Annotated in this window: 10 protein-coding genes; 6 read left to right on the top strand and 4 right to left on the bottom strand. The window is 73.5% G+C overall.

The genetic code is table 11. The features are described from left to right. Positions 1–413 (top strand): precorrin-6A/cobalt-precorrin-6A reductase (locus tag VGX25_RS15930; protein WP_326918570.1); only part of this gene is annotated, 413 nt, incomplete at its 5' end. On the opposite strand, the gene cobJ is transcribed toward VGX25_RS15930, so the two are convergent. The 3 genes from cobJ to VGX25_RS15915 are packed head-to-tail and all read right to left on the bottom strand — an operon-like array spanning position 385 to position 3,748. Beyond that, complete coding sequence (gene cobJ, locus VGX25_RS15925; protein ID WP_326918569.1) at positions 385–2,028, bottom strand: precorrin-3B C(17)-methyltransferase; 1,644 nt, start codon at positions 2,026–2,028, stop codon at positions 385–387. The genes VGX25_RS15930 and cobJ overlap by 29 nt on opposite strands. After that, entirely contained in the window at positions 2,025–2,651 is a 627-nt protein-coding gene (locus tag VGX25_RS15920; protein WP_326918568.1) for a precorrin-8X methylmutase, read from the bottom strand. Before VGX25_RS15920 ends, cobJ begins: the two co-directional genes overlap by 4 nt. Next, complete coding sequence (locus VGX25_RS15915) at positions 2,648–3,748, bottom strand: precorrin-3B synthase (protein ID WP_326918567.1); 1,101 nt, start codon at positions 3,746–3,748, stop codon at positions 2,648–2,650. The genes VGX25_RS15920 and VGX25_RS15915 overlap by 4 nt, the downstream gene beginning before the upstream one ends. 24 nt (positions 3,749–3,772) lie before the next feature. On the opposite strand from VGX25_RS15915, the gene cobN reads away from it, so the two are divergent. The 5 genes from cobN (at position 3,773) to VGX25_RS15890 (ending at position 11,366) form a co-directional block, all read left to right on the top strand. Next, entirely contained in the window at positions 3,773–7,342 is a 3,570-nt protein-coding gene (gene cobN, locus VGX25_RS15910; RefSeq protein WP_326918566.1) for a cobaltochelatase subunit CobN, read from the top strand. Further along, positions 7,339–8,796 carry a cobyric acid synthase gene (locus tag VGX25_RS15905; RefSeq protein WP_326918565.1) on the top strand — a complete coding sequence of 486 codons (1,458 nt, stop codon included), beginning with the start codon at positions 7,339–7,341 and terminating at the stop codon, positions 8,794–8,796. The genes cobN and VGX25_RS15905 overlap by 4 nt, the downstream gene beginning before the upstream one ends. Then, complete coding sequence (locus tag VGX25_RS15900; protein ID WP_326918564.1) at positions 8,796–9,677, top strand: crotonase/enoyl-CoA hydratase family protein; 882 nt, start codon at positions 8,796–8,798, stop codon at positions 9,675–9,677. The genes VGX25_RS15905 and VGX25_RS15900 overlap by 1 nt, the downstream gene beginning before the upstream one ends. 188 nt (positions 9,678–9,865) lie before the next feature. Further along, positions 9,866–10,510 carry a TNT domain-containing protein gene (locus tag VGX25_RS15895; protein WP_326918563.1) on the top strand — a complete coding sequence of 215 codons (645 nt, stop codon included), beginning with the start codon at positions 9,866–9,868 and terminating at the stop codon, positions 10,508–10,510. Between the two features lie 142 nt (positions 10,511–10,652). Beyond that, positions 10,653–11,366 (top strand): CAP domain-containing protein, encoded by a 714-nt coding sequence (locus tag VGX25_RS15890; protein ID WP_326918562.1) that lies wholly within the window; start codon positions 10,653–10,655, stop codon positions 11,364–11,366. Between the two features lie 242 nt (positions 11,367–11,608). Here VGX25_RS15890 and VGX25_RS15885 read toward each other — a convergent pair. Then, positions 11,609–13,374: HAD-IC family P-type ATPase (locus VGX25_RS15885; protein WP_326918561.1), on the bottom strand; the 1,766-nt coding region annotated here is incomplete at its 5' end.

The raw sequence follows: 13,374 nt of genomic DNA, 5'->3' as shown, positions 1-13,374 counted from the left end.
GGCGCGGGGTCGGCTCGCTCGACGAGGCCGCCCGGCTCCTGCCCACCATTGCGACCAGGGCCTTCCTCACCACCGGTCGCCAGGGCCTTGAGGCGTTCTCGCACATCGACACCGTCTGGTTCCTGATCCGGTGCGTCGATCCGCCGGAGGCGCCGGTTCCGCCCCGGGCGCACCTTCTGCTTGCCCGCGGCCCGTACACGCTCGACGGCGAGCTGGCCCTGATGCGTGCGCACCGCGTCGATGCCTTGGTGACCAAGGACAGCGGGGGCGAGCCGACCGCGGCCAAGCTCGCGGCCGCCCGGGAGCTCGGCATTCCGGTGCTCGTCGTGCGCCGCCCTGCGCCGCCGCCCGGCGTGCCGACGGTGGCGGGCGTGGCCGAGGCGATCAGCTGGCTGGATAGCCGCGCGGGGTGAACACCGCCCGCGTCCCGTCCACCCGCTCGACCACCCTGGTGCGCGAGGACCCGACGATGAGCAGGCACCGCATGTCCACAGTGGACGTGTCGAGCTCGCCGAGCCGGACGATCTCGACCGACTCGCCGGCCCCGCCCACGTCCCGGCCGACCACCACCGGGGTGCCGGGCGCGCGGTGCTCCAGCAGCAGCTTCCTGGCGGCGTCCAGCTGGTGCCGGCGGCTCCTCGACGCCGGGTTGTAGATCGCGATCACGAAGTCGGCGGCCGCCGCCGCGTCTAGCCGGCGCGCGATGATCTCCCAGGGCTTCAACCGGTCCGACAGCGAGATCGTGCAGAAGTCATGCCCGAGCGGCGCTCCCACCCGGCTGGCGACCGCCTGTGCGGCGGTCAGCCCCGGCACCACCCGCACCGGCACATCCATCCACTGTGGATCCTCCGCGGCCTCCAGCACGGCGCTGGCCATCGCGAACACCCCCGGATCCCCCGACGACACCACCGCCACCCGCGCCCCGGCACGAGCCAGGCCCAGCGCCAGCCGTGCCCGCTCCGCCTCCACCCGGTTGTCCGACGCGTGCCGCCGCTGCCGCGGATTGGCCGGCACCCGCTCGAGGTAGGGCCCGTACCCCACCAACTCGTCCGCCCACGCCAGCGCCTCCTGCGCCTCGGGTGTGAGCCATCCGCGCCCTCCCGGACCCAAACCCACGACGATAACCCCGCCCCCCGACACCGACCCCCCTCCACCGACCACGCCCCCTCCCACTTCTCCACAACCCGCCAGTTGTCCACAGCCCGGCCCGTTGTTGATCTCCCCGTGCCCCTGGGCCGGTAGAATGGAAGCGGGGCCGCCCCCGGGACTGGGTGGGGGGTGCTTGCCATCTGTTGGCTGAGTGGCAAGGGATGCGGTGCTGGGGAGCAGGGCGAGGGAGAAGTAGGGGACCGTGTTCGGGTCCACTTCGGACAGCCGGCCGATCCGGCCCTCCGGCCAGGTGGCGCGTTCGACGTAGAGGGCGTCGTCGAGGCGGCCGGCGTCGAGCAGCGCCTTGCGGACCTTCTCGAAGGTGCGGCCCAGCTTGAGGACGGCGGCCGGGCCGGCGCCGGTGAGGTGCTCGGTGAGGACCTCCGACGGGAGGGTGCCGGGCAGGACGGTGAGGATCTCCTCGCCCTCGACCAGCGGGCGGCCGGCCACCGCGGCGGCGGCGCTGACCGAGGTGACGCCGGGCACGACCTCGGTGCGGTAGCGCGGCGCGAGGCGCTTGTGCATGTGCATGTACGAGCCGTAGAAGAGCGGGTCGCCCTCGCAGAGCAGCACCACGCTGCGGCCGGCGTCGAGGTGGACGGCCAGCTTGGCCGCGCTCTCGGTGTAGAAGTCGGCGATCGCGCCCGGGTAGCCGCCGGGGTGGTCGGTGGTCTCCACCGTCAGCGGGTAGGTCAGCGGCTCCTCGATCTGGTCGCCGCGCAGGTAGGGCTCGGCCACGGACCGGGCGATGCTGCGGCCGTGCCGCGCGCAGTGGTACGCGATCACGTCGGCGGCGCCGATCAGCCGGGCCGCCTTGATCGTGATCAGCTCGGGGTCGCCGGGGCCGAGGCCGACCCCGTACAGGGTCCCCGCGCTCATTCCCGCTCGCTCGCGATCGCGTTGACGGCGGCGACGGCCATCGCGCTGCCGCCGCGGCGGCCGTGCACCACGAGGTAGGGGATGCCGGCGGGATGGCCGGCAAGCTCCCGTTTGGACTCCGCGGCGCCCACGAAGCCCACCGGCAGGCCGAGGATCGCGGCCGGCCGGGGGGCGCCGGCGTCGATCAGCTCCAGCAGGCGGAACAGCGCGGTCGGCGCGTTCCCGATGGCGGCGACGGCGCCGGGCAGCCGGTCCAGCCAGAGGTCGACGGCCGCCGCACTGCGCGTGGTGCCAAGGGACTCGGCCAGCGCCGGAACGCGCGGGTCGGCGAGCGTGCAGACGACGTCGTTGCCAGCCGGCAGCCGCCGCCTGGTCACGCCGGACGCCACCATGGCGGCGTCGCACAGCACCGGCGCGCCGGACACCAGCGCCGCCCGTGCCTTGCCGACCACGTCCACGGAGTACGCCAGATCCTCGACCAGATCGACCATTCCGCAGGAGTGGATCATGCGCACGGCCACCGGCTCGACGTCCGGCGGCAGGGCGCCGAGCTCCGCCTCGGCCCGGATCGTGGCGAACGAGCGGCGGTAGATCTCCGCGCCGTCCCGGACATAGTCGCTCACTGGAACCCTCGCCTCGTCAGGTACCCCTCCTCGGTCGCCACGATGTCCAGCACGTCGCCGCGCGGCCGCCCGCACCGCCGCGCGCAGCCCGACCAGTGCACCGGCACCGTCGAAGCGCTTCGACGAGCGATCGCCGCGGCCGCGTCCGCCCGAACGTCGGCGAGCGCCTTCGCGCAACCCGGCCGGCCCACGCACGCCGTCACCCCGACCCCCGGCGCCTCCGGGTCGAGCAGCAGCCCGGTCGCCGCCAGCCGCTCGGCGACCGGTTCCCACCGATCGGCCGGAAGATCCTTCACCAGCACCGTGCGCCACGGCGTGATCACCAACTCGGCCGCGACCTCGACCAGCGCCGCGCCCTGCGCCGCGTCCAGCCGGCCGAGCGGCACCGCGGCGCCGAGCGCCACCCGCCCGTCGGGCCGATCGATGCGCCCGAGCGGCCCGCGGGTGACCGGCGGGCGGGGCACCACCGTGGGCGCCACCGTCGGGAACGCCTCGGCGATCCGCCGCGGCCCCGAGTCCAACTCGGCAAGCCGCCATTCTCCGGTGCGCAACGCCAGGAACCGCTCCGCGCACGCCAGCATCACCGGCACGACCTCGGCCCGCCGGGCGCGCAGCCCGACGTCCACCCCACCCAGCAGGACCGCCGCGGAGTCTGGTGCCAGGAACAGCGCCGCGACGTCGCCGTCCAGCCACGCCACGTCACCGCGCCCATCGTCCACAATGAACAAAAAGCGACCGGGCAGCCGCGCCAGCCCCGGCCGGGCGCACAGCGCGGCATCCAGCTCACGCACCACGTCGGCGCCGCCAAGCGGCGAGGCGACGATGTTGCGCACCCGCTCGTGCGTGGCCGACGGCAGCAGCCCCGCCTCCGCCAGCGCGACCCCGAGCCCGGACTCGTCGGTCACTCCGCGGATCTGGAGGTTCGCCCGGGAGGTCAACTCGACCGTGCCGCCGGGCGCGGCGCGTTGCACGGTCCGCAGCTGATCGGCCGTCAACCGCCCGCCGGGAACGCGGATCCGGGCCACCTCGCCGTCGGCCGCGCGATGCACCTGGAGCGCGCCGGGGCAGGCGTCCACCGGACGTTCACGAGTAGGCACCCGCCGAATATAGAGTCGAGCCTCGTGATCCTGCTGCTGTCCACGTCCGACACCGACCTGCTCTCCGCAAGGGCCAGCGGCGCCGGCTACCGCCTCGGCAACCCCGCCCGGCTCGCGGTCGACGAGCTGCCCGCGCTGCTGGACGGCGTGGATCTCGTGGTGGTTCGCCTGCTCGGCGGGCGCCGGGCCTGGGCGGACGGGCTGGATTTCCTGCTGGCCGGGCCGCGGCCGGTGGTGGTGCTCGGCGGCGAGCAGGCGCCGGACGCCGAGCTGATGGAGCTGTCCACGGTGCCCGGCGGGGTGGTCGCCGAGGCGCACGCTTACCTCGCGCACGGCGGCCGCGGCAATCTCCGTGAGTTGGCTCACTTTCTTACCGACACCGTGCTGCTGACCGGGCACGGCTTCGCCCCGCCCGAACCGATGCCGGTGTGGGGCCGGCTGGACCGCGCGCCGCGGCGCACCACCGGACCCGTCGTCGGCGTGCTCTACTACCGGGCGCACCACGTGGCCGGCAACACCGCGTTCGTCGAGGCGCTGTGCGCGGCGATCGAGGACGCAGGCGGTCAGGCGCTGCCGGTGTTCTGCGCCTCGCTGCGCACCCCGCCGCCGGAGCTGGTCACCGCGCTCGGCACCGTGGACGCGCTCGTGGTGACCGTGCTGGCCGCGGGCGGAACCCGGCCGGCGGCGGCCGGCGCCGGCGGCGCCGACGACGCGTGGGACGTCGGCGTGCTGGCCGCGCTGGACGTGCCGATCATCCAGGGCCTGTGCCTGACCACGAGCCGGGACACCTGGCGGGACAGCGACACCGGTCTGTCCCCTTTGGACACCGCGACACAGGTCGCGGTGCCGGAGTTCGACGGCCGGCTGATCACCGTGCCGTTCTCGTTCAAGGAGCAGAATCCCGACGGGCTGTCGGTGTACGTCGCCGACCAGGAGCGGGCCGCCCGGGTGGCCGGGATCGCCGTGCGGCACGCCCGGCTGCGGCACGTCCCGCCGGCCGAGCGCCGGATCGCGCTGGTGCTGTCGGCCTACCCCACCAAGCACGCCAGGATCGGCAACGCGGTCGGGCTGGACACCCCGGCGAGCGCCATCCGGCTGCTGAACGCTATGCACGCCAACGGTTACACGATCGGCGAGGTGCCCGGCCTCGACGCCGGCGACGGCGACGCGCTCATCCACGCGCTGATCGCGGCCGGCGGCCAGGATCCCAGCTGGCTGACCGAGGAGCAGCTCGCCGGCAACCCGGTGCGCATCGCGGCCGCCGACTATCGGGCCTGGTTCGCCACGCTGCCAACGGATCTGCGGGAGAGCATCGAGCGGCACTGGGGCGCCGCACCCGGAGACCTGTTCGTCGACCGGTCCCGCGACCCGGACGGCGAGATCGTCCTCGCCGCCCACCTGGCCGGCAACGTGGTGCTGATGATCCAGCCGCCGCGCGGGTTCGGGGAGAACCCGGTGGCCATCTACCACGACCCGGATCTGCCGCCCAGCCACCACTACCTGGCCGCCTACCGGTGGATCCGGGACACGTTCGGCGCGCACGCCGTCGTTCATCTCGGCAAGCATGGCAACCTGGAATGGTTGCCCGGCAAGAACGTCGGCATGTCGGCGTCGTGCGCCACCGACGCCGCGCTCGGCGACCTGCCGCTGATCTACCCGTTCCTGGTCAATGATCCCGGCGAGGGCACGCAGGCCAAGCGGCGCGCGCACGCCACGCTGATCGACCACCTGGTGCCGCCGATGGCCAGGGCGGAGAGCTACGGCGACCTGGCCCGGCTCGAGCAGCTCATGGACGAGCACGCGTCGATCGCCGCGATGGATCCGGCGAAGCTGCCGGCCATCCGCGCGCAGATCTGGACGCTCATCCAGGCCGCCAAGCTCGACCACGACCTCGGCGTCGAGGATCGGCCGCATGACGCGGAGTTCGACGACTTCCTGCTGCACATCGACGGCTGGCTGTGCGAGGTGAAGGACGCCCAGATCCGCGACGGCCTGCACATCCTCGGCGAGGCTCCAACGGGCGAGGCAAGGGTCAACCTCGTCGCGGCCATGTTGCGCGCCCGCCAGGTCTGGGGCGGCCAGGTCAACGCGTTGCCCGGCCTCCGCGAGGCGCTCGGCCTCGGCGAGGACGGCTCTGCGGCGCGCGTCGACGTCGATCGGATCGACCGGACCGCCCGGGACCTGGTGTCCGCCATGGAGTCCCGGAACTGGCGGGTCGACGCGGCCGGCGAGGTGACCGCCGAGCGGCCGGTGGCGGATGTTCTCCGGTTCGCCGCCAAGGAAATTGTGCCGCGGTTGGCGCGGACCACCGACGAGATCGGCAACATCCTGCACGCGCTGGACGGCGGGTACGTTCCGGCCGGGCCGAGCGGGTCGCCGTTGCGCGGGCTGGTGAACGTGCTGCCGACGGGGCGCAACTTCTACTCGGTCGACCCCAAGGCGATTCCCAGCCGGCTGGCCTGGGAGACCGGGCAGGCCATGGCCGACTCGCTGCTGGCCCGCTACCGTGCGGACACCGGGGAGTGGCCGCGGTCGGTCGGGCTGTCCATCTGGGGCACGTCGGCCATGCGCACCGCGGGCGACGACATCGCCGAGGTCTTCGCGCTGCTGGGGGTTCGGCCGGTGTGGGACGAGGTGTCCCGCCGGGTGAGCGGGCTCGAGGCGATCCCGCTCGCCGAGCTGGGCCGCCCGCGGATCGACGTGACCGTACGGATCAGCGGCTTCTTCCGGGACGCCTTCCCGCACGTGGTTTACCTGATCGACGACGCCGTCCGGCTCGCTGCGGCGCTCGACGAGTCCGAAGTGGACAACTACGTTCGCGCGCACGTCCGGGCCGACCTGGCCGGGCACGCCGACGAGCGCAGGGCGACGACCCGGGTCTTCGGCTCCAAGCCGGGTTCCTACGGCGCCGGCCTGCTTCCGTTGATCGACAGCCACAACTGGCGCGACGACCGGGATCTGGCCGAGGTGTACGCGGTCTGGGGCGGGTTCGCCTACGGCCGCGGGCTGGACGGCGCGCCGGCAAGGGCGGACATGGAGGCGGCGTACCGGCGGATCGCCGTCGCCGCCAAGAACACCGACACCCGCGAGCACGACATCGCCGATTCCGACGACTACTTCCAGTACCACGGCGGGATGATCGCCACCGTGCGGGCGCTCACCGGCCGGGCCCCGGCCGCCTACGTCGGCGACAGCACCCGGCCGGACGCGGTGCGCACCCGGACGCTTGCCGAGGAGACCGCCCGGGTGTTCCGCTCTCGGGTGGTGAACCCGCGCTGGCTCGCCGCGATGCGCCGGCACGGCTACAAGGGCGCGTTCGAGCTCGCGGCCACGGTGGACTACCTGTTCGGCTACGACGCGACCACCGGGGTCGTGCCGGACTGGATGTACGACCAGCTTGCCCGGACCTACCTGCTGGACGAGGAGAACCAGAAGTTCCTCAGCGAGTCCAACCCCTGGGCGCTGCACGGCATCGCCGAGCGGCTGCTGGAGGCGGCCGAGCGCAGGCTGTGGGCGGCGCCCGACGCCGAGACACTGCGCGCGGTGCAGGCGCTGTACCTCAAGGCCGAGGGCGACATCGAGTCGGGACCATGACCGGTCTCCTTGTCGCCGGCACGACCTCGGACGCCGGCAAGAGCCTCGTCACCGCCGGTATCTGCCGATGGCTTGCCCGGCAAGGGTTTCGCGTTGCCCCGTTCAAGGCGCAGAACATGTCGAACAACTCGATGGTCTGCCCGGACGGCGCGGAGATCGGCCGCGCCCAGTGGCTGCAGGCGCGCGCGGCCGGCATCGAGCCCGAGGCCGCGCTCAACCCGGTGCTGCTCAAGCCGGGCGGCGACCGGCGCAGCCACGTCGTCGTGCTCGGCCGTCCGCACGGGACGCTCGAGGCGGGGGAGTGGGCCACCGGCCGGGCCGGCCTGGCCGAGGTCGCCTTCGACACGCTCGCCGGGCTGCGCAAGCGGTTCGACATCGTCGTGTGCGAGGGCGCCGGCAGCCCCGCGGAGATCAACCTGCGCGCCGGCGACTACGTGAACATGGGCCTGGCCCGGCGGTTCGACCTGCCCGTCGTGGTGGTGGGAGACATCGACCGCGGCGGCGTGCTCGCCGCCATGTTCGGCACCCTGGCCCTGCTCGACGCCGAGGACCGGGCGCTGATCGCCGGCTGGATCGTCAACAAGTTCCGCGGCGACCTGAACCTGCTGCGCCCCGGCCTTGACGAGCTCACAAGGCGCACCGACCGTCCGGTGCTCGGCGTGCTGCCGTGGCTGGACCGGGTGTGGATCGACTCCGAGGACTCGCTCGCGACGGCCGGCTGGCGCCGCGGGGGGCCGGCGTCCGGCCGGCCGCTGCGCGTCGCCGCGGTGCGCTTTCCCCGCGCCTCCAACGCAACCGACCTGGACGCGCTGGCCGCCGAGCCCGGCGTGGCGGTGACGATGACCGCCGACCCGGACACCGTTTCCGACGCCGACATCGTGGTGCTCCCCGGATCCCGGGCCACCGTGGCCGATCTGGCCTGGCTGCGCGACCGCGGCTTGGCCGACGCGGTGCTGGCAAGGGCGGCGGCCGGCCGGCCGGTGCTCGGCATCTGCGGCGGGTACCAGATGCTCGCCGGCGCCATCCACGACGGCGTCGAGTCCGGCGCGGGTCTGGTCGCCGGGCTCGGCCTGCTGCCCGCGACCGTCGTGTTCGGACACGCGAAGTCCCTTGCCACACCGCGTACCTCATGGCGCGGCCACGAGGTGGCGGCCTACGAGATCCACCACGGCCGGGTGGCCGTCGACGCGTCCGCCGAGCCGTTCCTCGACGGCTGCCGCGCAGGCGCCATCTGGGGCACCACCTGGCACGGCACGCTGGAGAACGACGGCTTCCGCCGCGCCTGGCTCACCGAGGCCGCCCGCCAGGCCGGCGTCGAGTGGGCACCCACGCCCGGCGCCCCCGGCTTCGGCCAGCTGCGCGAAGCCATGCTCGACCGGCTCGCCGACGCGATCGCCGACCACCTCGACACCGAGACCCTGCTTCAGCTCATCCTCCACCCGAGGGAGACGTGATGCCCGAGCTCCTGTACGAGACCGACGGTCCGGTCGGCACGATCACGTTGAACCGCCCGGAGCGGCTCAACGCGGTGACGCCGGAGCTGGTGGACCTGCTCGACGCGGCGCTGGCCGAAGCCCTGGCGGACAAGACGGTCCGGGTGATCCGGCTGCGCGGCGCCGGCCGGGCGTTCTGCGCCGGGTACGACCTGACCTGGGCCGCGGCGCTGATGCGCGACATCGACGCCGCGTCGCCGTGGGATCCCATGGAGGACTACGAGAACCTGTCCCGGTTCGTGCGCAGCTACATGTCCCTGTGGCACTCGCCGAAGCCGGTCGTCGCGCAGGTGCACGGGGTGTGCGTGGGCGGCGGCTCCGACTTGGCGCTGTGCTCGGATCTCATCGTGTGCGCCGACGACTGCCGCATCGGTTACCCGCCCGCGCGGATCTGGGGCTCGCCGACGACGGCCATGTGGTTCTACCGGGTAGGCCTGGAGCGCGCGAAACGGTTGCTGCTGACCGGAGATCCGATGGACGGCCGGACCGCGGTGGAGTGGGGGTTCGCCAGCGGCTCGTACCCCGCGGACCGGCTCGACGAGGCCACCATGGCGCTGTGCCGGCGGATCGCGATGATCCCGGCCAACCAGCTGCGCATGATGAAGTTGCTGGTCAACAACGCCGTGGAGCAGCTCGGCCTGGCCAGCACGCAGCTGGTCGGCACGCTGCTGGACGGCGCCGCCCGGCACACGCCGGAGGGCAGCGCGTTCTCGGCGGCGGCCGCGGCCGACCTCGCCACCGCGATTGCCAAGCGCGACAAGGCTTTCGGCGACTACGGCTTCGGCGCCCGCACGGTCGCCGACTCCCTGCTCGACCAGCAGTCCCGCCTCCCCGGGATTTGATGCGGTCGTCGCGTCCCAGCGAACGGTGCGGATATCGGGTTGATTGTGGCTCAGTGCCGTCACGGTCCCCTGAGGTTCCGTCGGCAGGCCATCACCGATCGGGTGACATCCCTTTTGGTGTGGTCGTTCGCATCGCTAGCTTGAGAGCGCGATTCCTTGCTGTGGCAACGAGTTCGGAGGGGTAAGCCATGGCGATGTTGCGGCGCGCGTTCGTCGTGTGCGCAAGCGCTCTGCTGATCCTGGCCGGTGCGGCACCCATCGCCTACGCCGGCCCCGCGGCGTTCGGCGGGTGCTCCGCCCAATTCTACCTCGGCGATCCCCGGCTCGGGCCGATGCGGTACCCGATCTCCGGTCCGGTCGGCCGGATGCTGCGCGGCTACAACCGCACCGGCCGCATGTCCGCCGAGCAGCTCCTCACCACGTACTACGACCCGTGGACCGGGGGCTGGCGGTACCCGCCGCTGGACGGCTACGCGATCGGCTCCAACGGGGGACCGGTCCGGTGGACCGAGCACCTGATGCCGGGCAAGCGGATCGACCGGTTCGGCGGCGAGTCCGGCGCGTTCCTGGCGCCCGCCGGGCTGCCGTACGAGGCGAGGTCCATCCCGCCGCAGGACCTCGTGGGCAGCCCACCCGAGTCCTGCGGCTACCACGAGTACGTCGTGGCGCGGAACTTCACCGTGTACGCCGGGCCGGTCTCGCCGTGGTTCTTCCAGCCCGGCGGCGGCCTGCGGTTCCAGCTGTCCGCGGGCCTGGTCGACGGGGTGCCACCCGCCGCGGACCTCACCGTGAAGTGGTTGGTGGACAACGGATACCTGCTGCGCCTGCGCTGAGTGGACGGTCGAGACCGTCAAGGGATACTCGTAAGTAGGTTGGGCGGGAATCCCCTGGGTGATCCGGTCACGACATGCCGATGTCCTGCGGTGACGTACTCCCTGTGTTCGGCTTCACCCATTAGTGGTACGTTGCCGAACCGTGACCTCCCGGCACCTATCTCGGCGGCCCGTTCTTCCGGTCCTGGCTGCCCTCCTGGTCGGTGCGACAACGGCGGCCACAGCGACCCTGCTGGCCAACCCGACGGACGCGCTGACCGGTGCGGGCGCGGACGTGTCCGCCTCATCGTTCACGCAGGTTCCCTGGCCCGGCCGCGCGGTCAGACCGGCGGGCCCCAGACCCGCGGCCACCGCCCCGAACACCAAGACCCAGGAGCCGGCGCCGACCACCACCGCGCCGACCACCACGCCCCCCGCCCCGACCACGACCACCACCCCGCCCCCGACCGCCGCCGAGCCCCCGCCGCCCAGCCCGCCTGCTCCGCCGGCCGCGGCGATCGACCGCGTGGTCGAGCTGGTCAACCTGGCCAGGGTGGAGAACGGATGCGACCCGGTGCGCGTCGACGCCGACCTCACCGAGGCGGCGACCGCGCACAGCGAGGACATGTCCCGGCGCGACTACTTCTCCCACACCACCCCCGAGGGCGTGACCTTCGACAAGCGCATCCTCGAGGCCGGCTACTCGACGCCCGGCGCCGAGAACATCGCCCGCGGCCAGGAGACCGCCGACGAGGTCATGGACGCCTGGATGAAGTCCAAGGGGCACAAGGCGAACATCCTCAACTGCGAGCTGACCACGATCGGCGTCGGCCTGGACACCGACGGGTTCTACTGGGTCCAGGACTTCGGCTACTAGCTCGCCCTGGGCCTCCGCCGCGTACGCCGAAAGTGTCGCTGGGGTCGACCAAGTCTTTGGCGAGGGCGGCCGCCCCACGACGACCAGGGCAGGGCGAGGAACGAGCCCTGCCCGCAGGCGTCGTCAGCCCACCACCCACGACACCCAACCACCCACCTCGGCCCGTAACCCCCCCAAGCAACCCAACCCCAGGCCGCTCGCCGAAGGCGACAGGGCGGCCTTGCCCGAGCTAGAAAACACTGCTAGTCCGGGGCCCGCTGGCCGAACGCCAGCCCGGCCAGGCTCGCCGCCCCCGCGCTGCCCAACGCGATGCTCCAGCCGATCGGCCCGAGCGGCGTGCAGCCGAAGAACTGGCTGACACCGGGCGTCTGGATCACGCCGGCGAGCAGGGCCGCCGAGCCGAGCCCGGCGAGCAGCACCGTGCGGTCCCGGCCGCCGGCGATCAGCGTCTGGCCGAGCTGGGTGCCGACCAGGGCGGCCAGCGCAACCGTGCTGGCCCTGCGCGACCGGCCGGTCAGCCGGGCCAGCGTCCAGGCCGTGGTCGCGCCCAGCGTGGTGGTGCCGGCCCTGATGGCGATGTCGCGGTTGAGCGCCTTGCCCAGCGACGCGCTCGGCCCCTCGTGCAGCAGCTCCGGCGTGGCCTCCCGGTCCGGCCGGGACAGCGCGATGGCCAGGGCGGGGGCCAGGTCGGTCAGCAGGTTCATCAGCAGCAGCTGCCGGGCGCCGAGCGGGGACCGGCCGGTGAGGATGGCGCCGAGCACGGTGAACGCGATCTCGCCGAGGTTGCCGCCGAGCAGGATGCCGAGCGCCTCGCGCACCGAGGCCCACATGGCCCGGCCCTCGACCAGCGCCGCGATGATCGTCTCCAGCCGGTCGTCGGTGACCACCAGGTCGGCGGCCGCGCGGGCGGCCGGGGTGCCCCGCCTGCCTAGTGCGATGCCCACGTCGGCCAGCCGGATCGCCGGGGCGTCGTTGGCGCCGTCGCCGGTCATCGCGACCACCCGGCCGAGCCGTTGGTACGCCTGGATGATCCGGACCTTCTGCGCCGGGCTGCACCGGGCGATCACGTCCACCTCGGGCAGCACCCGCTCCAGGCCGGCGTCGTCGAGGTCGTCGATCTCGGCGCCGGTGATCACGGTCGTCTCGCCGTCGCCGCCGTTGACCTCGTCGGCGACCGCCTCGCCGGTGGCCGGGTGGTCGCCGGTGATCATCACGGTCTGCACGCCCGCGTCCCGCAGCGCGGCGGTCGCCGGCGCCGCGCTGTCCCGGACCGGGTCGGCCAGCCCGACGAAACCGAGCAGGGACAGCTCGGCGACGGCCTCGTCGGAGGCGTCGACGGTGCTCACCTCGCGCTCGGCCACGGCCAGCACGCGGTGGCCGGACTTGGCCAACCGCTCCACCCGGCGCTCGAGACGCTTGCGGGCCTTGGCGTCGATGGCCTCCTCGCTGCCGTTGTGCCGGTACCGGGTGGCCCGCGGCAGGATCACCTCGGGCGCGCCCTTGACCGACAGGATCGTGCGCTTGCCGCTGCGCCCGACCGTGGCGTGGTAGCCGCGGGACGGCTCGAACGGCATCGACTCCGCCTTCTGCCAACCCGAGGCCCCGGTGCTGGGTGCGACGTCGGCGCGCCGCGCGCCCTCGACGATGGCCCGGTCGGTGTGGTGCGGAAGGTCCTCGAGCCGCTCGGCCCGCGGGGTGGCGCGGACCGCGGCGGCCAGCACCGCGCGCTGCGGGGCGGCCAGCTCGGTGGCCCGGACGGCCCGCTCGCCGTCGTCGACCATGTTGACCGACAGCCGGCCCTCGGTGAGCGTGCCGGTCTTGTCGAAGCACAGCACGTCGACCCGGCCGAGGGCCTCGATCGTGCGCGGGTTGCGGACCATGGCGCCGTGCTCGGCGAGCCGGCGGGCCGCGGCCAGTTGGGCGGCGTTGACGAGGAACGGCAGGCCCTCCGGCACGGACGCGACCGCAAGGTTGACCGCCGCGCCGAGGCTGCTGCGCAGGGGAACCC

The sequence above is a fragment of the Actinophytocola sp. genome, from assembly GCF_035942955.1.
Lineage (GTDB): Bacteria > Actinomycetota > Actinomycetes > Mycobacteriales > Pseudonocardiaceae > DASYTH01.
This window is presented reverse-complemented; position numbering and strand designations above follow the sequence as displayed.

Coding starts and splice junctions, on each gene's coding strand:
- VGX25_RS15900 (WP_326918564.1), top strand. CDS start 8,796: ATGCCCGAGCTCCTGTACGAGACCGACGGTCCGGTCGGCACGATCACG.
- cobJ (WP_326918569.1), bottom strand. CDS start 2,028: ATGAGCGCGGGGACCCTGTACGGGGTCGGCCTCGGCCCCGGCGACCCC.
- VGX25_RS15895 (WP_326918563.1), top strand. CDS start 9,866: ATGGCGATGTTGCGGCGCGCGTTCGTCGTGTGCGCAAGCGCTCTGCTG.
- VGX25_RS15905 (WP_326918565.1), top strand. CDS start 7,339: ATGACCGGTCTCCTTGTCGCCGGCACGACCTCGGACGCCGGCAAGAGC.